Source organism: Acinetobacter sp. CIP 51.11, assembly GCF_000369665.1.
Taxonomy (GTDB): domain Bacteria; phylum Pseudomonadota; class Gammaproteobacteria; order Pseudomonadales; family Moraxellaceae; genus Acinetobacter; species Acinetobacter lwoffii_S.
In genome coordinates this window covers 952,895-976,650 of record NZ_KB850129.1, presented here as the reverse complement: position 1 = coordinate 976,650, position 23,756 = coordinate 952,895, and the positions used below count along the sequence as shown (strand labels likewise).

The following is a 23,756-nucleotide window of genomic DNA, read 5'->3' as shown; positions in this document are numbered from 1 at the left end:
ATGAAATGAGAACCCCATCAATGAATATGTTGCAACAGTCACGAAATCAGGTCTTAGTGCAAATTGAAACTGCCTGTGTTGAGGCCGGCCGCGAAGCAGATGCGGTGCAACTGCTTGCCGTTTCCAAGACCCAGCCGAGCAGCGTGCTGGCAGAGATGTATCAGGCCGGGCAACGTGCTTTTGGTGAAAACTATTTGCAGGAAGCGCTGGAAAAAATCACGGCACTGAAAGAGCTGGAGATTGAGTGGCATTTTATTGGACATGTGCAGCGCAACAAAACCAAGGCTCTGGCAGAAAATTTTGCCTGGGTACATGGAGTCGATCGCCTAATTATTGCCGAGCGCTTATCAAATCAGCGTGGAGATGATCAGCCTGCACTAAATATCTGTATTCAGGTGAATATTGATGGTCAGGATACCAAAGATGGTTGCCAGCCGGCAGAAGTTGCAGATTTAGTGGCACAGATCAGCCAACTACCGAATGTGCGTTTACGTGGCCTGATGGTGATTCCAGCACCGAATAATCCTCAATCCTTTGGTGATGCCAAAGTTTTATTTGATGCAGTCAAAGTTCAGCATGCACATCCTGAAGATTGGGATACTTTAAGTATGGGCATGTCTGCGGATATGACCGAAGCGATTGCTGCGGGTTCTACCATGGTTCGTGTTGGCACAGCCCTATTTGGTGCACGGCCTAAAAAAGATGTATAAACTACTAATGTCAGTTTTTTGCAGCAAAACGTTATCGCAGGGTATTGGATAACGCTTTTTTTCTGGCTGGTTCGAGCCATTTAGCCATCAGCCAGGCAAAGACTATTATGCCGAACATACTCGTAAGCAAGGCTAAAACTGCTCCACCCAGACCATAGCCTAAAGTTGCCGGAATACAGCCCAAAATAAATAAAAGTAAGGGGAAATGGGTGACATACAAGGTATAGGAAAAGTCTGCGGATTGAACCCAGACCGCATGATAATGACTGCGTTGATACTGGAGCTGTACCAGCCAGCAGCTAAAGGCCAGACCCACACAGAAATTAAAAGGGGTGAAATTCGCAGCGCGGTATTGCTGGGTTTCATCGATCATCTGAAACTGGTAAGCATCAAAACAGGCAATTAGAAATGCCAAGCCGACTAGGGCTAATTTGACCGATTGTAAGCGGTTTAAAAAACGTAGCTGGATATATCGAAATGAACAGGCAAAGGCACTAAGCCAGACCAGAAAATAAATAAAAAACTGGATGTTCAGTAATGACAGTAGAGCCAGAACCATAAAAAATCCGATTTTGGCGATTTCCGAATTTTTTAAAAAAGGTAGGAATCCGGCCAGCACATAAAACCACACTTCATAGCTCAGGCTCCAGAGTGCAGCATTGGCTGAAACCGTTGGTGTTACAAAGCCATTCAAAAATAGCAGCGAACCAAAAAATTCCATCATGTCTACATTATAGTCAGTCCGGATCATCATGCCAAAACTGTGTTGAAAAGCATGAGTATGGCTGGCAAATAATAGTGGAGCGAGTAGATAGAGAACCAGGGTCAACCCCATGGCAAACAGAAAGGGTGGTAAAATTCTGCTGCAACGCTGTCGAGCATAACGGTGCAGATTGAACTGACCATGCTGATGAATGTTGTGCTGGATCGAATAGCCGATCAGATAGCCACTTAAGGCAAAGAAAATCATGACTGCAGCCTGTCCAAGCAGGCGTATCCATGAATAAATGCTGGTATCGAAAGGCGCAATAAATGCCTGAAAGCAGTGACTGAACAGCACCACAATGGCACTGATACCCCGTAGGCTCTCAAGCTGTAAGCTGAAATAGGGCGAGAGCGTGTTCGGGGCAGGGTGAATCATCGCTAACCTATAATCTGAATGGTACTGGCGCCTGCACCAACAGGCTTGACCTGGATCTGTACTGGAATCCGTTCATGCATTTCCTGAATATGTGAGATTACGACCACTTTACGTCCCTGACTTTGTAACTGATCAAGTGCATTCATCACCATATGTAATGAAGATGCATCAAGGGTGCCAAAACCTTCATCGATAAAAAGGGATTCTATTTTCATGGAGCCTGAAGCCATATTGGCAATTGCTAAAGACAAGGCAAGGGCGGTCAAGAATGACTCACCCCCAGAAAGCGATGAAACAGAACGGGTTTCACCATCCATATCATGGTCAATAATGGCAAGACTGAGTGAGTTGTCTAAACGTTTTAAGGTGTAACGCTGAGACAGCATCGCGAGTTGCTGATTGGCAAATTCAAGCAAAATATCAAGGTTATATTGCTGCGCATAATCACGGAATTTTTTGCCTGTGGCATCCCCCATAAGACTGGAAATTTTATTCCAGCGATATTCTTCAGTTTGAATTTGCTGAATTTGTTCAGCAAATTGTTTTTGCTTATCTAGGTTCGAGTAGTGAACATCTAACTTGGTCTTAAGTTGGTCACGCTGTTCTTGTCGCTCTGCTAAAGCTTTAAGGTTCAGTTCAATGGCACGCTCAATCTGTAAGATTTGTACTTCAGGTTGAGTTTGTAAATGTTGTGCGAGCAGATGTTGTGTGGTTTTCAGGGCGGATGCTGCATCGACCAAGGCATGTTCGATATCTTTAATATGTTGACGTAGTTTTTGAGTTTCTTCAGTTGAAATGAGGCTTAATTGTGAAATCAAAGCATGATTAAAATCTAAATTTTGATTTAACCAGTGTTCGATTTCTAAAACACAAGCATGATGCTGTGTTTCAAGTTGAGCCAACTGAATTCTGAGTTGATCAAGCTGCCGTTGTTGGCTATCAAATTGTTGACGAGCTGTTTCGAAACTTTGTTGTATTTTCTGATGTTGCAGCTGTAAATTTTTACGCTGTTCATCGTGTTGAGTCAGCCATTCATGTGGTTTATCGACCGAAGTTTGCGTCATCTCAAAAATAAGCTGAACGGCAAGTTCCTTGTTCTCTTGTCCTTGACGCTCAAATTCAACTTTATCTTTTTCAGCGAGTTCAATCTGATTATTTTTGGCTTGAATCTCGTTATTTTTTTGAGCGAGTAGTTGAGCTTTCTCATTCAGTTGCTGATTTAAAGTCTCAAGCTTCTGCAACAGATGCTGACGCTCATGCAATTGTTGTGCAATGTGTTGTGCAACAGTTAAGGTTTGCTTATGCCAAGCATTTCGTTGCTCAGCAGTGAGCAGGTCTAGAAGGTATTGAATATTCTGTTCAGCTTGTTGAACGATCGACAGTTGTTGTGAGATTTGCTGAATATTTTGGGTTAAATTCCGTTGTGTTTTTTCAACCTCATCGAGTTGTTTGATATTTTCCTCAAGTGTTATTTTTTCTTGTTGCAGGATTTGATTGACTTGAAGCAGTTGTTGTTCAATCTGTTCAGATTTTTGGGTTAAGTCTATTTGAATTTGGGCATTTTTGAAGCTTTGATAAAGTGCCTGTTCATGCTGTTGATGTTGAATATTTAAATCATCGAGACGTTTTTGCTGCTCGCTCAAAGATGCTGTTTGCTGTGTGTGTAATTGCTGACTCTTTTGCCAAGCATTAAAACTGTCTTGTTCGATTTGAATCGCTTGCTGCTCTTGTTGCTCTTGCAAATTGACGAGTTCACTCGATAGTGCAGAAAGGTCAGTTTTAAATGGATGATGTAAACTGCCACAGACTAAACATGCTTCTCCATCAATCAATTGCTCGCGTAATTTCTCAATATTTTCAGCATGTAATAAGCGCTGTTGTTGCAGCATGCGTTGTAAGTTTTCACGTTCAAGTTTATGGGTTTGGTATTGCTGTTCTTGCAAATCAACTTGGATTTTACTTTGGGCACTCTGCTGTGCGAGCGCATTGCACGTTGTTTGCAGTTGATGCTGTTCAGAGCGTTGTTGTACCCATTGTTTAAATTGATTTTGAATTAAACTAAATTGATGTTGTTGCTCCAAATTTTTTGCCTGATCGCGGCGAAGTTCTAATAGTTGGTGATCAATTTTTTGGTCATCGCCATACTGTTGTTGTAGTGATTCCAATTGCTGCTTTTTCTGACTTAAATCAGTTCTAGCAGAAGCAATATCGCCATATTGTTTTTCAAAACTTTGGTAATGCTGAATAAATCGTTGTAACTGTGTGAGATGCGCGGAAAGTCCATCATCTAAACTGCTTAGTTGCATCGTTTGATTCAACTGTTCGGTTTGTTTTTGCTGATCTGACTTGAATTGCGCTAATTCCTTGTGTAGCTGAGTTTGTACAAATATTAAGGGCTGTAACTCTTTTTGAAACTCGTCCAATACAGATTTTGCTTTAACAAACTGTTTACCAATGAATTCACGTTCTTGAATACAGTGACGGACTTGGTCAATACGGTGCTGATGGGTGTGTTCAAAATGCTGTAGCGCTTTGAGTTGTTCATCAATCTGTTTAAATGCAGTCTGTTTTTGCTCAAAAACTTGCTGAATGGTATGAAACTGTAGTTCAGTACTTTGAATTTGAGATTTTAACCGAGCTAATTCTGTTTGTGTTTTTTCTTGCTGGATCATACTTGGACGGATGGATGCAAAAACTTCGAGTTGTTTTAGACGGCCACGTTCTGTATTCAGTAAATCAAATTTTTGTTGTTGCTCCACATGCTGACGCTGTCGTTGCTGAACATCATTTTCCAGCTTTTGCTTTTGTTCAAACCATCGCTGGTTTTTTTCGAGTGCCGATTTTTCTTGTTCTAATTTTTTGTATTCAGTACAGATTGTATTGAATTGATCGCTTATAGTCGCTAAATCTTCTTCCGACAAAGTCTCGATATCACCGAGTCTGACTTCTAAAGCTTTGCGCTGATTGGCGATTTCCTTGGTTTTTTCATATGCCAATTGACCAATTTTGCCAAAAATACTGGAGTTGGTCAGATATTCGAGCAGTTCACCACGTTCAGTATCCCGTGATTTTAAAAATGCGGTCACTTCAGATTGAGCCAATAAAACGGCACGGGTAAATTGCTCAAAACTCAGCTGAGTAATTTGCAGAATTTTAGCTTCTACCGCTTTGGCTTTATCGGCAAGAATATTGCCATCACTCAGACATTTCAGTGAACGTTGCACACTTTGCAATTTGCCTGTGGGATTTTCACGTGCACGTTTAATTTCCCAGCGAGCTGAATATACTTTTTGATCTTGTGCAACAAAACTTAGTTCGGCAAAACCAATGCCTGTACCGCGACGCAAAACAGTTAATGGGGAATTGGTGAGAAGTTCAGAACCATCGATATCAGTCAGTTTGCCATCGCTATCTTTTAAACGAGGTACACGATTGAACAGTGCCAAACACATTGCATCCAGAATCGTGGACTTTCCGGCACCTGTTTTACCGACAATTGCAATTAAGCCTGCACTGGCAAGTGGATTGCTTTCAAAATCAATAAAATGTTCACCTGCAAGCGATGCCAAGTTTTTTATACGAATAGATAAAATTTTCATGGCATATCCTTATGGTGTTTCATTAGCATCAATATTTTTTTCCGCCTCAATAATCAGGCTGAGGAAATCTTTCAGCACCGAATCATCGGCGCTGTAACCCTGTTTGAGCCAAAGCTGTTCAAATAGTCTTTTGGGTGTTGGCGGCTCTAAATGGATCTTCTGAGCTTGTGCATCATCAAGATTAATAGCTTGATATTGACGTGAAATGCGCACCAGTCGATAGCGGTTCGGCGGAAGTGCATCTTCAAAAGTTTGTCTTAAATTGGGTGGAGGAGGCGTTGCCGTATGATATTCAATATCGATATATTCACGTTGATCAATTGCTTCAATTTCCCCATGTTCAAGGGTTCGAATCTGCTCAAAGATTTCATTGAGTTCACCACGGAGTCGATGCAGGCGTACACTGCGTGGAATAAGCAAAGCTTCAAACTGAAAACGTGCCTCATCTTCTAATTGAGGGTCAATCCTGACTTCAACTATTTGATGCTTATAATTAATCTCACTAAATGACAGCGGAATCGGAGAGCCACTATAGCGAATATGCGGCTGACCGACTTTTTGTGGTTTATGCAAATGCCCCAGCGCGACATAATCAATCACGTCATCAAACAGCGCCGTCGACAGGGCTTCTTCATTGCCGACAATAATCGGACGCTCGGAGTCCGAGGTCTCACCACCTTGCATGTGCGCATGTGACATTAAAATCAGTGCCTGATGTGGCTGTTTGCGGGCTTTGGCTTCGGCAATCAGTTGTTGATGCAGATAACTGATCGCGTTCTGGTTATTGCTGGTATGTTCATTCAGTCCGGTAATTTCGGCACTGCGTAAATAGGGCAGGGTCAGACACCAGGCGATGATATTTTTATCCTGATCATAAATAGGAATAAGCAGCCGATCCAGATTCAGGGTATTTTCTGCAGTGCGGCCTACAATTCCCACTGCTTTGGCATTAAATTTGGCCAGCAAGGGTTCAACCTGCTCAATCCGGTAACCGGAATCATGATTGCCTGCAATCATCAGGGTCTGCATATGTGGCGCCAGATCGTGGGCATCGGCCAGAAACTGGTATAGCTGTCTTTGCGCACTGGAAGCGGGATTGATCACATCAAAAATATCGCCGGCAATCAGCAAGGCATGCGGTTGCTTTGCTTTAATTTGCTCAAGTAGCCAAGTCAAAAACTGCGCATGTTCAAATTCACGGTCATGGTTATGGAAAAATTGTCCCAGATGCCAATCGGAAGTGTGAAGAAAATGAACTGCCATGTAATGAACCCCAAGATATCTGCCTTGCTACTATAGGAAAAAGCACAGGTAAAAATCTACTTGAAATCGATATTTCAGTGAATTGTTTGTGATTTGGAGGCTGAATTTATTTTGATCAGTATGGATATTAATGGACGGTTGTATCCAGATCATCAGATATTAAAGGTTCTGCAAGCCCTCAGATTTTAGAAATAGGGATTTTAAAAAATAAAAACCGACGATTCGAGTGATGATGAAATCGTCGGTCAAATTTGTGTTACATGAAGATTTTGGCTGCTATTCAAAATTTCCCTGTACACTGGACTTATTGCTTTAGCTCTAAAGGTCAGCAAAAATTCGTGGATGCCAGTCCAAATTTTTGTACCTTGTACCCTATATAACGTCACCCTGTAGTGGATGGTTGACAATAAAATGAAAAAAAAACTGATTTTTTTTATACTAGCTTGTTGAAGATCACTGAGTCATGCATATGTTGCCGCTAAGTCGTTATTTTATCTGGTTTTTCGTTATATGTTTTATTTTTACCTGTATTTGCGGTGTACTCGCAGCCTTGCTGCCGATGGGCATGGGTGCAGTCTTGACGATTGTTCCGTATCTGGTAGCCATGATTTGGGTGCTTTTTAAATTTTTAAAACAGCAAAAACGTGCCCCGACCCAAGCAGAGCGTAAAAAATTCACCCTCGGGTTTAGCCTGATTTACTGGGGATATAATTTATTATTTCTCTTGCTCGGTATTGTTATCGCCACCCGTTCCAATCCGAATGCCTGGCAGGACTTTCTGTTGTATCTACAGCAGCCACAATTTATGAGTATTGTGCTGATCATGTTCCTGATGATCGCAATTCCACTATATCTACTGACGTACTGGTTTTATGGCAAGCAGGCCCAGCGTATGGCAGAGAAAATGTTTGGCCATTCGCCTCAGTGAATATAGATGAATCATTTTGTGACCCGATCTTCATAAATTAATTGAATGATGAAAGATACAAATTCTCCACTACAAAGATCTTCTTGGTTTAAAAAGCTGAAGATGAGTGGCGTATAATTTAAACCAAGAAAATAATAAGGCGAAGAATGACGAATGTATAAACCTGTAGTGCTGGTGACGGGAGCGAGTGGTTTTATTGGCAGTCATCTCGTGCATTTTTTACTGGAACGGGATTATCGGGTGATTGGGCTGACCCGTCAGAAAAATAAACATGAACCACATCCGGACTTCCATTGGATCAATCAGCTGGATGAATTAAAACAGCATCAGCTTGATTATGTGGTCAATCTGGCTGGCGAAAGCATTGGTCAAGGCCGCTGGACGGCAGCGCGTAAAAAGAAATTGCTGGATAGCCGTTTAGACACCACCAAAAAGGTTTTTGATTATTTAGAAAAAAATCAGATTAGACCGAAACGGATTATTTCAACATCAGCGGTTGGTTATTATGGTATTGATCCGACAGAGCGTTGGGAACAGGTCTGCACGGAGCAAAGTCCGCCACAAGATATTTTTATGTCTGAACTCTGTGCGAAGTGGGAACAGCTGGCCTTGTCCTATACTAACCAGAACACCAAGATTGTTCGCTTTGCGGTGGTATTTGGTAAAGGTGGCGGGATTCTTCCGCAGATGCTATTGCCGATTAAGCTGAATCTGTTCGGGCGAATTGGTCATGGACGTCAGCCAGTGACCTGGGTGCATCTAGAGGATGTACTGCGTGCGATTGAATTCTTGATGCTCGAGGATACAACCGAGCAGATCTTTAATGTGGTCGCGCCAGAAAAAAGCAGTCAGGCCCAGTTCGCACGAACTACGGCCCAGATTCTGAAACGCAAACCCTTACTTCCACTACCCGCATGCAGTCTGAAAATGATGCTGGGAGAACAGTCACAACTGGTATTGAACGGTCAGTATGTACAGCCCAAAGCCTTGCAGGAGGCTGGATTCCAGTTTCATTATCCAACTCTGAAAGAAGCGCTGGATAATATCCTAAAGCACTAAATGACTGGACTCTAATAAACGGACTGGATCATAAGGAACTGGATCAACGATTGGCGTTTGTTCAAGGATAAGTTGAGCGAGTAGTTTGCCTGATGCCGGCCCCATACATAAACCATTACGGAAATGTCCGAAATTGGCCCAGGCATTGTGTAGCTTGGGAATTCTGCCTATATAGGGAATGCCATCGGGTGAGCTGGGTCTTAATCCGGCCCATTGCTTGACCAGCGGAAAATCTGCCAGTTCCGGTACCATCTCGATGCACGCCTGTAAAATATCCTGCCGAATTTCGGCAGAAGGCGAGGTGTCAAAACCGACCTGACGCATACTGGAACCACATAAAATATGTCCGTCTGGTCGTGGAATCAGGTACATCACCTTATGCATGCACATGGTCGGCAGCCAGTTTTCTGGCGTTTTAAACAGCAGCATCTGACCTTGCACCGGTTGTACCGGAATTTCCAAACCAAGTTGCTGTGACCAGTATTGTGACCATGCTCCGGTTGTGAACACATACTGATCTGCCTGAAAAAGCCGGCCATGTTCATCCGAGATACTTTTTACACGGCCTTGCTGAATATTGAGCCGAGTGATTTTACAGTCTTCTTGCCAGGTGACACGAGGATGCTGCTTCAAATAGCGAATGATCGACTGTAATAACCGTGGATTACGGATATTGGCCAGTTCAGGGAAATAAATCGCCTGTTTGAATTTGCTCTGATTAATTCTGGGATTGATCTGTTGCAGTTTAGCTTGATCAAGTAATTTTGCCTGTTGCTGCGGCTCTTGATGTGTTGCGGCATAACTTAAACCGATTTCAAAATCGGCTTCATCAAAAATCAGCATACCTGTTTCATGAATCTGGAAATCGATACCAGTGAAAGGTTGCAGTTTTTGATTCCAGTCCTGATACATGGGTTTGGCATGTCGGGCCAAAGCATTTACAGCAGCGGGATAACGCCAGGGATACATCGGGGAGAGGATGCCTCCTCCAGCCCAGGATGCAGCCTGCCCAGCGGCCTGTTGATCAAAAAGGGTAACAGAACATCCCTGTTCAAGCAGTTCCAGCGCCGACATCAAACCGGTGATGCCAGCACCGACAATGGCAATATGCATTGCGCCGAAATCCTTTTACTTCATGTCTTTCAGTTTAAGCGCAGCTTCTTCAGCAAAATAGGTCCAGATACCATCTGCACCGGCACGACGACAGCTCATCAATGATTCTAAAATAACGCTATCAGATAACCAGCCATTTTGAATTGCCGCAGCCAGCATCGCGTATTCGCCACTGACCTGATAAACAAAGGTCGGTACGCCAAAAGTGTCTTTGACTTCGCGGACGATATCCAGATAAGGCATGCCCGGTTTAACAATCACCATGTCTGCACCTTCCTGAATATCCAGCGCAATTTCATGCAGGGCTTCAGCACGGTTACCGACATCCATCTGGTAATTGTATTTATTGCCGCCTTTTAAATTGCTGGCAGAACCGACTGCATCACGGAACGGACCATAGAAACTTGATGCATATTTGGCTGAATAGGCCATGATGGAGGTATAGATATGACCATTTTTTTCAAAGGCCTGACGAATCGCACCGATCCGGCCATCCATCATGTCACTTGGAGCAAACACATCTGCACCGGCTTCGGCATGGCTCAAGCCCTGTTTAATAAGGCACTCGACCGTTTCATCATTTAAGACATAACCGTTCTCATCAATAATGCCATCCTGACCATGTGTGGTATACGGGTCTAATGCGCCGTCAGTAATCAGCACCATTTCTGGCAGTTCTTTTTTCAATAAACGCAAGGTGTTTTGTACCAGACCATCTTCACGCCACGCAGCTTCTGCAGTCAGGCTTTTATCTTCTTGTGGGGTGACCGGAAATAGCGCCAGTTTATTGACACCGAGTTCCAGTAGACGTTCTGATTTTTTTAACAACAAGTCCGCTGACAGACGCTGGATATTCGGCATACTTGGAATATCTTGGGTCTGGTTTTGTCCTGGCAGGACAAATACTGGATAAATGAGATGATCTGCCGCGAGATGGGTTTCACGAACCATCGAACGTAAATGTTCATTTTTACGAATACGACGCATGCGAGTTGCAGGAAACGCGGGACGATTGAACGTATAAGTCATAAAAATCTCAGTAATCAGTATTAAACTAGGCCTCTATTGTAGCCCTAACTCAAATTTTTGGGCATAAATTAGCGGTTTTTTATTGTGGTGGATTCGGGCAGAGTGATGAGTAAGACAGAGAGAAACTGGACGGGTAATATACATCTGGGCTCGAAAGTGGATATTGATGTAGTCCTGAAACAGCTGGTACATGCTTTTAATAGCTCTCCTTTTTTTAAGCATAACGGCATGACCATGCGGGTGGTCGAGGGCCAGATTGAGGCCTATGTAGAAATGCAGGATTTCATGATTGGTAATGTGGCTTTCCAGATTCTGCATGGCGGTCTGGCTGCAACTGTACTGGATAGTGTCGGTGGTATTGTGGCCATGGGCGAACTGTATAAAAAAGCTGAACCGGAAACGATTGCAGATACCATTAAAAAAGTATCGCGTCTGGCAACGGTCGATATGCGGGTAGATTATCTGGCGCCTGGACGTGGCAAATATTTTATTGCACGTGCAGAAACCTTACGTTTGGGGCGTAAGGGCTGCACCATGCGCATGACCATGGTCAATGATGAAGATAAAGCGATTGCAACAGCGATTGCGTCTTATGCCTATTAATGAAATCGTGAATTGAGAAAGTTAAAAAGCACTGTTTAACAGTGCTTTTTTTATAATGATCAAATATGAACCTAGAGGATTTAGAGATCAGATTTAGCCCGTTTCAAGGCATTTTGCCATTTGGCTAAATGCATTTCTTTTTCGTCATTTTGCATTTTGGGTTCAAAAGCACGGTCCAGCTGCCAGGACTGGGAAATTTCATCCAGGTTTGAAAATACGCCAGCTTTTAATCCGGCCATAGCGGCCGCGCCCCAAGCAGTAGCTTCCAGCATTTTCGGACGCAGTACCGGTACATTCAGAATATCGGCCTGAAATTGCATCAGCATGTCATTGCTGCTGGCACCACCATCAACCCGCAGTTCTTTAAGGGGATGTGCAATATCAGATTGCATCGCACTGAGCACATCCGATACCTGAAAGGCGATTGATTCTAATGCGGCACGAGCGATATGCGCTTTGGTCGTACCGCGTGACATGCCACAGAGTAAGGCACGTGCTTCACTATCCCAATGCGGCGCGCCCAGTCCGGTAAATGCGGGAACCAGAACCACGCCGTCACTATGCTCGACCTGATGCGCCAGTTTTTCCACATCACTGCTTTTTTGAATAATTCCGAGGCCATCGCGTAACCATTGCACTACAGCACCAGCCATAAATACGCTGCCTTCGAGCGCATAGGTAGTTTGGCCCTGGGCTTGCCAGGCGAGAGTAGAAAGCAGCTTGTTCTGGCTAAGCTGAATGTTATGTCCGGTATTGAACAGCATAAAGCAGCCAGTACCATAGGTGTTTTTAGCACTGCCCACCTCAAAACAGGACTGGCCAAAGAGTGCAGACTGCTGATCCCCCAAAATTCCGGTAATGGGAATATTGGCCCCCAGTAAGCCAGAAGCCGTGTCAGCGACATAACAGTCAGAAGAGATAATTTTCGGTAAGACTGAAACCGGGATATTAAACAGCTCGAGTAGCTCTTCATCCCACGATTGTTGCTGCAGATTCATTAACATGGTACGAGAAGCGTTACTGGCTTCAATGACGTGCTCTGCACCTTGGGTCAGATTCCAGATCAGCCAGCTATCGATAGTGCCAAATGCCACATGGCCCTGTTCAGCAAGTGCCCGTACCCCCTCGACATGCTCTAAAAACCAGACCAGTTTTCCCGCACTAAAATAAGGATCAATCCGTAGGCCGGTTTTTTGCTGAATTTTGGACATCAGGCCTTGTTCAATCAGCCGGTTACACCAGTCAGATGTACGACGGTCCTGCCAGACGATTGCCGGAGCGAGCGGTTTGCCGTTTCTACGATCCCAGACTACGGTCGTTTCGCGCTGGTTAGTCAGGCCAAGGGCTTTAATATCTTTTGCCAGAATACCTGCAGTCGCCAAAGCTTGTTGTACCACGGCAATCTGTGAGCTCCAGATTTCTTGAGCATCCTGTTCCACCCAGCCCGAATGTGGGGTGTGGATATGCGTTTCACGTTGAGCCGTTGCCTGAACTTGTCCATGTTCATTAAAAATAATGGCCCGACTTGACGTAGTTCCCTGATCTAGTGCCAGTAAATAGCTCATAATTTTTCTGTTATTTGGCTTGAAAAGTAAAATATTAGCGCAATAATGTAATTAAGCGCATCAAGTTGTGTAAATGTTCAGAAAATACATCGTAATTTTTGACATTTATGCTATGATTGCCTTGTACTTTGGGGGTGTTTCTGGCTTCGACGCTGGTGATGAAACTCATAGATGCATGCCGAGAGCGCATTTTCTCTCGTAAATCAAATTTGCATTTTTTAGTCGCAAACGACGAATCATACGCTCTAGCTGCCTAAGGGCAGCTTGTCCGCCTCTCCGAATACTTGTGGTTAGAGAGTCCGACTGAAGCGCACGCACACAAGTCCGTATAAAGCCAAGCCTCGGGGCTTTGTACTAAATTAAGAGGATCGCGATTTGTACCCTGTTCGTCGGGTCACAAAGAGTTAAAACAATAGACGATATCTAAGCATGTAGTATTCTCGAGCGTAGTGCTGGCGGACGCGGGTTCAACTCCCGCCACCTCCACCAAAATTCTTTCCGAAGTAATCCATCGGAATCTAAAAAAGCCTTTAAACTCATTGTTTAAGGGCTTTTTTTTATGCCTGTTTGTCCGATATTGTCTGATCCCATTTGACCCCATATTTGCTCTTTGTGGGTAAATATTGGGAAAATTTACCCAGAAATTAATACATCAATTATGGGTAATCGACATGCCACTTACAGATACTGAATGCAGAAAAGCACAGCCGAAAGATAAACAGTATCGTCTTTCAGATTCACATGGCTTATCCCTTATCATTACCACCAAAGGTCAAAAATATTGGAATGTGCGCGTCACTGTCCATGGTGAACGTAAGTCTGAGTCGCTTGGCCCATATCCAGATTTAAGCTTAAAAAAGGCAAGGGAGCTTGCATATGAGCTTAAGCATAGATACTCACGTTCAGTATTGCATGAAGACTTAAAGCCCTATTTCAAAGAAGTTGCAGAAGATTGGTTCAATAACCAAAAAGAAACCTGGTCATCCAAACACGTCAGTAATGTTCGAGCTTCATTGGATGAGCTTTATATTGCTCTAGCTAATAAGCGTATTAACCAAATTCAGGCTCCTGAGATTCTACAAATCATTAAGAGGATTGAGGCAAGAGGCTCGCTTGAAATTGCAAAACGTACCCTATCTCGTTGCGGCATGGTCATGAAATACGCTATTGCCCATGGATACCGCTATGACAATCCGGCAGGTGATTTAGTTTATGCCCTCAAGAACAAAAGAGTCAAAAACTTGGCTTCGCTTACTGCCTCTGAAATGCCTGAATTTTTAAGAAAGGTAAGAGCATACCCAAGTGATGCTCAAACGCATCATGCCATTATTCTAATCATGCTTACTGGTGTTCGGGTCAGTGAGTTACTGCAAGCACGTTGGAACGAATTTGATTTAGAGGGGCGTAAGTGGGATATTCCTGAAGAACGTATGAAGAACCGTCTTCCGCATCGTGTACCGTTGACGGATATGATGATAGCTGAACTCCAGGCATTGAGACTTACTCATAATCAGGAACTGCTATTTCCACATCGTTTAAACAATAAAGAATCAATGCGTAGTGAGTCTATTTTGGCAGTAATTAAACGCTCAGGCTATGCAGGTCGGATGACTACACATGGGTTTAGATCACTATTCAGTACGGTGGTAAATGAGTCGAATTTATTCAACCCTGATGCAATTGAACGTCAGCTTGCTCATGTGCCCCAGAACAGAATTCGCTCGGCCTATAACAGAGCACAGTACTGGGATGAACGAGTAAGGTTGATGGAGTGGTATGGAAATATAGTAAATTCATGGCTGAATGATTAGTACTAGTTATCCTCTTTTTTCTCGTCAGATCAAACAGGATGGACTTGAGGTTTATTCACGGCTCTTAGATTTTTATGAAAATTCAAGATGCTTTTTGGTACACCATTAGGATCTTGATTACTCACAAGAATAGAAGGGATATCTTCTACACAATATGAGCTTACAAAGCTGAATTATATTCTTGAATCGCAAAACCCTCAGTTGTATTAAGGGCATTTGGTTGCGAAATATCATATAAAAATATTGACTATATGGATTAAACGATCATTCATGAGCTCAGAAATCAACCCGAAATCTTATTAGAAATATTACGAAAGGATATTTTCTGGGGCTGTTTTTTTAGGAAGGAGTTTATACATCGGGTGAAATGGCTTCGAAGTCGTATCTTTAATCCATGACTTGCTGGATTTGGTAGTGAATTTTATTGTGGTGAAAATTCAGGATTAAAGGTGGGGCTTGAGGCAGGACAATATTTTAAAGGCAGGAGCATAAGCTTCTGCTTTTTTTTGTCGATAATGAATGAAAATTAATACATCTAAAAGTTGTATTTCTATAAAAATAAAAAGAATTATTAAATCTATAGGATACAAATAATATTTTTTAATTGTATTTTTATCTCTTGATAATGAGATATAATTTAATTAATACGCGTAATAATACATTTCAAAATTATGAAACAACAGCGATATATAAGCATATTAGACACTTTTAGTTGGAATAAATTACAAATTGATGTTGCAGATATATTTCATATATTGAAATTTAAAAAAACAACAATGATTGCTTCTTATGAGGAAGGTGTGATTGGTGTCGAACAGGCTAAACATCTGCTGGATGAGTTGGAAAAGTTGCAGTATTTATGGTGTGTGGTTGAACAAAATTCTTTTTTGACTTTTGATCAGTTTAAGAATAATTTAATGAACAGTACGGCAACAAATTGGGTGTGTGCCAGACAAGAGATAGAAGGTTTAAGTTGTGATCTGAATGCACTGACGATGCCCTATCTTAAAATTGGCAATGAACTGTATTTAGTTTGGTTTAGGCTGAATGCTCTGAATCAATCGCCATCATATTTAAATGATCATCAGCCGTACCTGTATTCACCTTTAAATACAAATGTGACTTTGCCACCTTCAACAGAAGTCAGTAGCTGTACATATCTTCAGCCTCATAAGTATTTAGACGTTTTGCTGTGGTTGAAACAATATTTAAGTACAACCAGCTATCTTCCGAATTATGTTATTCCTGCCCTAACACCGCAAGTCACAACGGAGCAACTTTTTGATACTTTACTGGAACGATATCAAGCACTGTATTGCCTGTCCTTAAATATTCAGCTTCCATTCAAGTCAAACGGAATGGTTGACTATCATGCGTTTATTCAAGATCGATTGATGCGTATTCCGCAGTTACAGCAGATGATGATAGATACTGCGGGTCTCTTGTTTATGATGACCAAGATTGAACATGACTTGGTTTTAGGATTGAACCTCAACGTTGTACTCATATTGAGTAATAAAAAACAGCAGTTGGCTGAAAGGATCATTCATAAATTCGAATCCGAGTTTAAGAAGATCTTGATTGATCGACCTTTTTATATTCATCACTGGGGCAAACAGTTGGCTCAGGAATTGAAAAAAGAAGAAATTGATGGGGAAATCAAGTTAACTGATAAACGAAAAATAAGGGATTTTAAATACTGGATTTTGAATTTTTTTCAGCATGTAGATGAAGTCATTAAATTCCAATATTTCCTCAACAATCAAAATTACAATATCAATCAAGTTTGGTATTCCTCTGAACTTTTAGATGAACGTAATTTTCCTGTCGATCTAACGATGATGGGTCGAAAATCATTTCAGGACATGGCTCGCTTTGAAGATGATAAAATATGGAGTGTTCGTCACCTACCAGCCATCGCAAAAAATAGACTTAAGATTTCGCAAATTTTTAATCGTGAGTTGGCAATTCAGCTGGTTGATTTTCCAAATTTTATGGGGCTAATTCAGAATATAGAAATATTTATGGCGACTGTGATGGATACTACAGTCGGTGCATTTAATCTGCCAATACGACTAGGAAATGTTGAGTTGTCTGCTGAAGAAATCGAGCATTCGATAACGCGTATTGGTCATCAGTTGTTATGGATATGCAGTCACTTATCTGACTTACACTTGTTAAGTGCGAGCCCTTACTTATCTCGGTTGAATATCAACGTGCAGTTCTTTTTAAAGAATGCGAATCTTTGGCAGGTAGAGCAACAATTGGCTGCAAAAACCAGTAAGCAAGGTGCTGAACGATTTAATGCGCTGGTTAAACAACTTCGACGGGATTACCACTCGAATATCAGACAGTCGAAGCTGAATGTGAAAATCTGGAAACAGGTGCGGCATTCAGTAACAGTGAACTTGGAAGTGCCAACAACAAATAGCAATGGAACGGTCGTTGAAGCTGTCGAATATGTGGACTATGTCCAAGCTGTTGATGTGGGTGATGAGGACATTGCTACAAATGATCATATTGAAGCCTGTTATAAGAAGTGTGAACTCAGACTGAAAAGCTTGCAGACGTACGTTAAAAGTTTACTGAAAAGAGAATGTACTCTCTATCGAGTTCATTTTGGACTGGGGTCAAATGGTGCGGAAGTCAATCAGCAGATTTTCTCAAAAAACATCACTGACATGTTTTTACGCAACCGCAGAAGGAAACCTATATCCAGTATGACAGGATATTTTGGAGCATGGCGTGAATATGGTGGGCAGTATACTTATCTTGATCTCATTTTAGTTTTTGATGCGAGAAAGTATGAGGAACTAAGAGATATGGATAATTTATTTTGGGAATTGTGGAAAAGCCAAATGGATTCTGTTCAGCAGGATGGGTACAAAACGTCATTCAACATTGTTCCATTGATGCCATCTGTTCCTGAGATGAATCAGCAATCGTTTTTACTTGAACTCGGTGATCAGTCAAGGCGAAAGCAGGTCTTTGAAGTATTGGTAAATTATTATAGTTTTATTGAGCTGTATGAGCGACAAGCTACTGTACGAGTCCCTAAAGTTTTAGTGAAGGGCAGTGTAACTAAAACGACAGTTAAATCTAAAGTTAAAACCAAAGCTAAGGCGTAAGTTTAGCTTTAGCAACATCCCCATATTTCTGTTGTTCTCGCTGTATGAAACTGCGGTGCAATGGTTAGTTCAGAGTGACTTGCTTATCAGGTAATATATATTATTAAATATAAATAATATATTAAACATAAACAATATCTTATCTAGTTAAGTGAGTATGTGATTCACTTAGCACAGTATAGCCCATACTCAAATGGGCTATAGACCATGTATCAATAAACACAGTGTTAAAATATTCAGAGCTAACCCTATAGTATGTCCCAAAGTCTATAAGCATATTCAGCTGAGCAGGATCTTGTGATGATCCTGCTGGAGAATCATGATCAGTAAAATTTTACATCTTTCTCTTAGATATGAACCTTATATTTCAAGAGAAACCAAATGTACCAGAATATTCAATATGATCAACTTTACCATGAAGCAGAAGTGCTGGCAGGAGTAGACTATTTCATTCAAGAGGTTTGCTTGGGTAGTTATGATCTATATCATCAAAACCTAATGGTAGACTTGCAAAAATTAGTTCAGTCATTTAGGCCAATTTATAACGTCAATTTCTACTACTGCTATACCGTACAGATATTCATTGATGTGGTAAACATCGTTGATTACACCTTAAGTCTGATGCCACAGGCAAATTATGATTCTATTGTCTATTTTGATGAGATGACTGTTTGGCATATCTTGAATTATATCCAGTCATTGTCAGGATATGTCCAAAAGCAATTAAAGGATTTCCAACAGCGTGAGTTAAAGAATCAACAGAGTCTTTTGGATTATGCATCGACATTGATTCACCATTATGCGAGAACGTTGGTCGTTCGAGTAGATTTATCTATCCTGCAAAAATATCAAGCCTTATACAATATCCAAGTATTCAATGAAGCTCTAGAAACATTGCTACGGCGTATAGCCGATCAAGATACTTGCTTTAGTAGTTTGCATGGTTATGCATGGGCATTAGAGCACGGGGTTAGTAAGGGTTATCATTGCCACCTTTTGCTTATGTACGATGCAAATAAACATCGAGATGGCTATGAGCTAGGAGAGTGGGTAGGTGAGTGCTGGGAACAGATTACTCATGGATATGGTTATATTTGTAACTGTAACCGTTCCAACTATATGGCGAAATTTGAAGCGAAGGGGACTTTAGGAATCGGTATGATCCATCGTACTGATGATCAGCAAGTTCACAATTTTCTGAATTACGTTGTTCCTTATCTGGTGAGTGATGAAAAAGAACAGCAGCATCCCCGAGTGAAAGATTCAGCCTATATGCATAGCTTTGGTAAAGGTGTGATCGACTCTAAAAATCGTAGAGGATTGGATTAATATCTATTACAAAAGAGAGCACTAAATTAATAAAATGCTCTCTTTGTTGGCATCGTCCTGTTAGGTATTCTGATTGAGTGAATACAGATCTAGATCTATTATTTTTTGTCTGGCAGGCTAGAAGAAAAAGCCTCTGGAGGAATCTGTACTTTACGGGCTTTGAACATTCTTTCAGATTCAGGTATTGGGTGAATTTGATCTTTAAACCATTGTGGTGACAAATAAGGATGATCACTGTGATTTTGTATTGAGGATTTAGAGGAAAGAGGGATTTTAGCAATTTGTGGTGGAAACACCCCTAGTTTATTAAGTTCTGCCTCATAATAATTTTTAAGGTCAAGCGTGTTCTGTAATTCTACTTTTAGTTCAGCAATCTCATTTTGAAGTGTAATCAGACCTGAATTTTTAGGTTTTATGCCATCTAAAATCTGTAGTGCTTTTTCTTCATCAATGATTCCATCAGAAATTCTTACTAATTTTCCTGAACGAATTGCATGTCTAATTTGATGTGCTGTGAAACCGTATTTACCACAAAAATCTGCTATTTGAATCTGAGCCATAATTTTAAAGTTCATAAGAAATGTTTGAATTTATCCTACTGATTTTATATAATAAATCAACTATTAAATTGAATCACATTCTAAATTATTTCAAGCACATAACATCCTAATGAGAATCATGAAGCTCTTTTGAGTACACATGAAAAATGAATATCAAGCCTGCCATCGTGCAGGCTTTTTTATGCCCTAAATTTAGGAGTCGAGTCATGAGCTTGAATTGCCCCTTTTGTCATTCAACTGACATCATGATTGTTGAAGCAAACATACAACAAGCAAATTCAACATTATCAAATCTTGCATCACCCGCAGCATTAGGTGCTTTAGGCACAACCGTTGCGAAGTCTTTGAACTTGCCTCCCATCGTTGGAGGAATTGCAGGAACTGTACTCGGTGGTTTGTTTAATTCATTTACAGAGCAAAACACACCTCCAAAGCAAAGTTTGTGCTTCTGTCATAACTGCTACCAAAAGTTCCCCATTCAATATCTGAATTAAGAACAGATCCAATTTTTAACATTATTTTAAAAAGGAATAAAATTATGACGCATCAAGTCGAACAAATGGCGTATGTCGGAGAAACCCCTTGGCATGGTCTAGGGAATCAACTCACTCAGAATCAGCCGATTGAAGTCTGGGCACAGCAAGCAGGGATGGATTGGAGGATTGAATCTTCCGATGTCAGCTACATGGCAAAGAATGAACGCGGGCAGAGCATCATCATGCCCTATGAAGAACAGCGAGTTCTGTATCGTTCCGATACTCATGCCCCCTTGTCTGTAGTGAGTCAGCGTTATCAGGAAGTACAGCCGATGGAGATTCTGGAGTTCTACCGGGATCTGACTGAGCAATCTGGTTTTGAATTGGAAACCGCAGGTGTTCTGAAAGGTGGTAAGAAGTTCTGGGCATTGGCACGTACAGGACAATCTACAGCGCTCAAGGGTAAAGACGTCAGTAACGGCTACATTCTGCTGGCGACTGCCTGTGATGGTACGTTGGCGACTACAGCACAGTTTACTAATATCCGGGTGGTGTGTAACAACACTTTGGCAATAGCCCTACGCGGACAAAGCAGCAGTGCAGGTGTGGTGAAAGTGCCACACAGTACCAAGTTTGATGCTGACAAAGTCAAACAGCAATTGGGCATTTCAGTCCGTGCCTGGGATGAGCATATGTATGAAATGAAACAGCTGACCCAGCGTAAGGTCACTCAAGGAGAAGCAGCTGCCTATTTTGATGCCGTGTTTAACAATACCAGCATGAGTGCTGTTGATCAGGAGGAGAACATTATTCAGTTCTATCGCAATATCGCTAATCCAACTCCAGCCAAAGAAAAGCCTGAACCGAATGGACGTGCCATGGCTAAAGTCATGGACATGTTCAATGGACAAGGCCGTGGTGCAGAACTAAGCTCAGCCAAAGATACTGCTTATGGTCTACTGTGCAGTATTACAGAGTTTGCAGATCATGAACGTCGTGCCATGAGCACTGATCATCGTCTGGACTCTGCTTGGTTTGGTGCAGGTGCTGCGTTAAAGCAGCGTGGGCTAGAACAGGCCCTTCGCTTAGTGGTTTAAGTTTCATTTAAGCCAGTGCTATTACAATAATGGTCAAGGGTCATGTAGATGATCCTTCTCCAGTGAAAACCCCCTTTTGCCACATCTCCAGATGTGGCTTTTTTTATGCCGAAAATTTTACAGACCTCACTATTTATAAGGATCAGAGCATGAATCAGATTGCACCAATAAATCCCCTTCAACGTCCTCATTTCCCAATTCCGAATGAGAGCAATGAATCAAATACAGCCGCTAAAAGAACAGTGACTGCCAAGCGTTTAGCCAATACCAAAAATATGGATTACCAGGAATGGCTAGAAGTGCGTAAGCAAGGGATTGGCAGCAGTGATGCTGCAACTGCCTGTGGCCTAAATCCCTATATGTCTATGCTGGAGCTGTGGATGATCAAGACCGGTCGAACTCAGCAAAATATAGATGATGACAGCTCAGGCGTTGCACCTTTGTATTGGGGCAAACAGTTAGAGCCGCTGGTGGCTGAGTACTACAGCTTGCACACCAACAATAAAGTCCGTCGGGTCAATGCCGTTCTTCAGCATCCCGATCCGGATAAGTCTTTTATGCTGGCAAATCTGGATTACTCAGTGGTGGGGAGTGATGAAGTCCAGATTTTGGAATGTAAAACTGCAGGAGAGCATGGAGCCAAGCTGTGGCGGGATGGCGTACCTCTATATGTACTCTGTCAGGTGCAGCATCAACTGGCGGTTACAGGTAAACAGGCAGCGCATATCTGCGTCCTCATCTGTGGGCATGAAACCAGAATCTTTAAAGTCACTCGTTCAGAAGCGGTGATTGAACACATCGTTAAAGCAGAGCGTTACTTCTGGGAGTGTGTGGAAAACGATACTCCGCCATCTGTAGATGCCAGTGAATCCGCAGCCAAAGCGATTCAGCAACTCTATCCAGCGCATATCCCACTAAGCGTTGAAGATCTCTCGCAAAATGAAAATGCCAACTTGATGTTCGATCAGCTCATCAAAATGAAGGAAGAGATTCAGCACAAGCAGGAACGCTTTGACCAGCTGAAACATCACATCCAAATGCTGATGAAAGATGCAGAACGTGCCACTTTTGCTCATGGCTCGGTGGTCTGGAAGAAAGCCAAGGACTCCATCAGCCTAAATACCAAAGCATTGCTTCAGCATCAGCCTGAACTTATCGAGCTTTATCCACTTCAAAAACAGGGTGGTCGTCGATTCAACATCTATACCGACTAAGTCTGTTTCAGCCCATTTAAATAGCGATACACAAAAACCGCTCCCCGCCCTCCATTTGCTAGGAATAGAGGGCAATACGGTCGCGGCTTTTGTAGCTAGCTATATACATATTTATTTATTGAATCAGGTGATCTACATAAAGCTGGATGATCTGTACAAAATCAAATTGAGGAAAATAAAATGATTAAAGGTCTAGCAATTACACCGCCTACGTTGGGGCGTATCAGTATTGGCCGTGTCGTAGAAAAGAATGGCAAACGCCTACCTGAAAAGGATGATCAGTTCACCATTACTTCCCAGATTCAAAACAAAGAGGGATGGGTGAAACATCCACTAGATGAACAGCTTCGGGCCAATACGCCTAATCAAAAGCTACGTTCAATCCCTGTCAGAATGATCTTCAATGATCCTGACTTAAATCTACGTGCAGAATACAGCCTATTTGACCGACAGACTGGGCGGCCAGTGTGTGTCGGCAATGGTGAAACCTGCCAGCGGTTAACCAATCAAGGGGTGGAGCAGTATCCATGTCCATCTCCAGATTTATGTCCGTTGGCTCAAGGAGGTAACTGTAAGCCGTATGGGCGTTTGCATGTGAATTTAGATGATTCTGATGAATTTGGCACCTTCATCTTTAGAACCACCGGCTTTAACAGTATTCGGACTTTGGCTGCACGGCTCAGTTATTACCATGCAGCTTCAGGAGGCTTATTATCTTGCTTGCCTTTGCAACTCACTTTAAGAGGGAAAAGCACCACACAAAGCTATCGGCAACCGGTGTACTACGTGGATCTGACTTTACGGGAGGGCATTAGCCTGAATGATGCGATTACTCAAGCCAAGCAAATTGATGAACAGAGCAAGCAGGCCGGATTCTATCAAGAGGCTGTAGATCATATCGCCAGACGAGGTTTTGCCAATGCAAGGTTTGAAACAGATATGGAGGAAGGGTCGGAGGTGCTGGAGGAGTACTACCCTGAACAAGAACAGAATCGGGCGGTGGAGCAACAGATTTCACCTGACGGATTTGTACAAGATATTCAGCAGGGGCTGCAGCAGAGTGTAAGAGCTGTGAATTAAGCTAGAGGAGAGAAGATATCTAACGTTAAATTTTACAGACCAGCTCTATTA

18 protein-coding genes and 1 other RNA gene are annotated in these 23,756 nt (G+C 42.2%); 12 read left to right on the top strand and 7 right to left on the bottom strand.

Going from position 1 to position 23,756, the window contains the following annotated elements; genetic code table 11:
* The first annotated feature begins 20 nt into the window (after window positions 1-20).
* Entirely contained in the window at window positions 21-710 is a 690-nt protein-coding gene (locus F894_RS08340; RefSeq protein ID WP_005247098.1) for a YggS family pyridoxal phosphate-dependent enzyme, read from the top strand.
* A 31-nt stretch (window positions 711-741) separates the two neighbouring features.
* On the opposite strand, the gene F894_RS08335 is transcribed toward F894_RS08340, so the two are convergent.
* From F894_RS08335 to F894_RS08325, 3 genes are read right to left on the bottom strand one after another with little or no spacing between them, the layout of a single operon-like run.
* Entirely contained in the window at window positions 742-1,851 is a 1,110-nt protein-coding gene (locus F894_RS08335) for an acyltransferase family protein (protein ID WP_005247096.1), read from the bottom strand.
* Window positions 1,852-1,853: 2 nt separating this feature from the next.
* Window positions 1,854-5,450 (bottom strand): AAA family ATPase, encoded by a 3,597-nt coding sequence (locus F894_RS08330; RefSeq protein ID WP_005247095.1) that lies wholly within the window; start codon window positions 5,448-5,450, stop codon window positions 1,854-1,856.
* Window positions 5,451-5,459: 9 nt separating this feature from the next.
* On the bottom strand, window positions 5,460-6,713 hold the full coding sequence (locus F894_RS08325) for an exonuclease SbcCD subunit D (protein WP_005247094.1): 1,254 nt from the start codon (window positions 6,711-6,713) through the stop codon (window positions 5,460-5,462).
* Window positions 6,714-7,182: 469 nt separating this feature from the next.
* Between F894_RS08325 and F894_RS08320 the strand changes: the two genes are divergently transcribed.
* Together F894_RS08320 and F894_RS08315 are read left to right on the top strand one after the other, a co-directional pair.
* Window positions 7,183-7,641, top strand: coding sequence for an ABZJ_00895 family protein (locus tag F894_RS08320; RefSeq protein WP_004646142.1), 459 nt, complete (start codon window positions 7,183-7,185; stop codon window positions 7,639-7,641).
* 153 nt (window positions 7,642-7,794) lie between these two features.
* Window positions 7,795-8,700: a TIGR01777 family oxidoreductase gene (locus F894_RS08315; protein ID WP_005247093.1), complete on the top strand. Its 906-nt coding sequence runs from the start codon at window positions 7,795-7,797 to the stop codon at window positions 8,698-8,700.
* Here F894_RS08315 and thiO read toward each other — a convergent pair.
* Window positions 8,689-9,813, bottom strand: coding sequence for a glycine oxidase ThiO (gene thiO / locus F894_RS08310; protein ID WP_005247092.1), 1,125 nt, complete (start codon window positions 9,811-9,813; stop codon window positions 8,689-8,691). The two genes, F894_RS08315 and thiO, sit on opposite strands and share 12 nt — an antisense overlap.
* 15 nt (window positions 9,814-9,828) lie before the next feature.
* Entirely contained in the window at window positions 9,829-10,842 is a 1,014-nt protein-coding gene (gene hemB / locus F894_RS08305; protein ID WP_004279288.1) for a porphobilinogen synthase, read from the bottom strand.
* A 105-nt stretch (window positions 10,843-10,947) separates the two neighbouring features.
* Between hemB and F894_RS08300 the strand changes: the two genes are divergently transcribed.
* Complete coding sequence (locus F894_RS08300; protein ID WP_005247090.1) at window positions 10,948-11,445, top strand: thioesterase family protein; 498 nt, start codon at window positions 10,948-10,950, stop codon at window positions 11,443-11,445.
* Between the two features lie 80 nt (window positions 11,446-11,525).
* Here F894_RS08300 and glpK read toward each other — a convergent pair whose 3' ends face one another.
* Window positions 11,526-13,010, bottom strand: coding sequence for a glycerol kinase GlpK (glpK, locus tag F894_RS08295; RefSeq protein ID WP_005247089.1), 1,485 nt, complete (start codon window positions 13,008-13,010; stop codon window positions 11,526-11,528).
* A 130-nt stretch (window positions 13,011-13,140) separates the two neighbouring features.
* On the opposite strand from glpK, the gene ssrA reads away from it, so the two are divergent.
* From ssrA to F894_RS08280, 4 genes are all read left to right on the top strand, one after another.
* Window positions 13,141-13,499, top strand: a transfer-messenger RNA (tmRNA) gene (gene ssrA, locus F894_RS14935).
* A 182-nt stretch (window positions 13,500-13,681) separates the two neighbouring features.
* Complete coding sequence (locus F894_RS08290) at window positions 13,682-14,821, top strand: tyrosine-type recombinase/integrase (protein ID WP_005247088.1); 1,140 nt, start codon at window positions 13,682-13,684, stop codon at window positions 14,819-14,821.
* Window positions 14,822-15,492: 671 nt separating this feature from the next.
* Complete coding sequence (locus tag F894_RS08285) at window positions 15,493-17,949, top strand: hypothetical protein (protein WP_005247087.1); 2,457 nt, start codon at window positions 15,493-15,495, stop codon at window positions 17,947-17,949.
* 381 nt (window positions 17,950-18,330) lie between these two features.
* Window positions 18,331-19,278, top strand: a complete 948-nt coding sequence (locus F894_RS08280; protein ID WP_005247086.1) for a YagK/YfjJ domain-containing protein — start codon at window positions 18,331-18,333, stop codon at window positions 19,276-19,278.
* A 98-nt stretch (window positions 19,279-19,376) separates the two neighbouring features.
* On the opposite strand, the gene F894_RS08275 is transcribed toward F894_RS08280, so the two are convergent.
* Window positions 19,377-19,838 (bottom strand): hypothetical protein, encoded by a 462-nt coding sequence (locus F894_RS08275; protein ID WP_034438249.1) that lies wholly within the window; start codon window positions 19,836-19,838, stop codon window positions 19,377-19,379.
* A gap of 206 nt (window positions 19,839-20,044) precedes the next feature.
* Between F894_RS08275 and F894_RS14930 the strand changes: the two genes are divergently transcribed.
* The 4 genes from F894_RS14930 (at window position 20,045) to F894_RS08255 (ending at window position 23,705) form a co-directional block, all read left to right on the top strand.
* Window positions 20,045-20,332, top strand: a complete 288-nt coding sequence (locus F894_RS14930) for a hypothetical protein (protein WP_005247083.1) — start codon at window positions 20,045-20,047, stop codon at window positions 20,330-20,332.
* A gap of 44 nt (window positions 20,333-20,376) precedes the next feature.
* Complete coding sequence (locus F894_RS08265) at window positions 20,377-21,411, top strand: DUF932 domain-containing protein (protein WP_005247082.1); 1,035 nt, start codon at window positions 20,377-20,379, stop codon at window positions 21,409-21,411.
* A 149-nt stretch (window positions 21,412-21,560) separates the two neighbouring features.
* Complete coding sequence (locus tag F894_RS08260) at window positions 21,561-22,625, top strand: YqaJ viral recombinase family nuclease (RefSeq protein ID WP_005247081.1); 1,065 nt, start codon at window positions 21,561-21,563, stop codon at window positions 22,623-22,625.
* Window positions 22,626-22,805: 180 nt separating this feature from the next.
* The gene (locus F894_RS08255) at window positions 22,806-23,705 is read left to right on the top strand and encodes a recombination directionality factor (protein WP_005247080.1); all 900 of its coding nucleotides are present in this window, start codon (window positions 22,806-22,808) and stop codon (window positions 23,703-23,705) included.
* Window positions 23,706-23,756 lie beyond the last annotated feature (51 nt).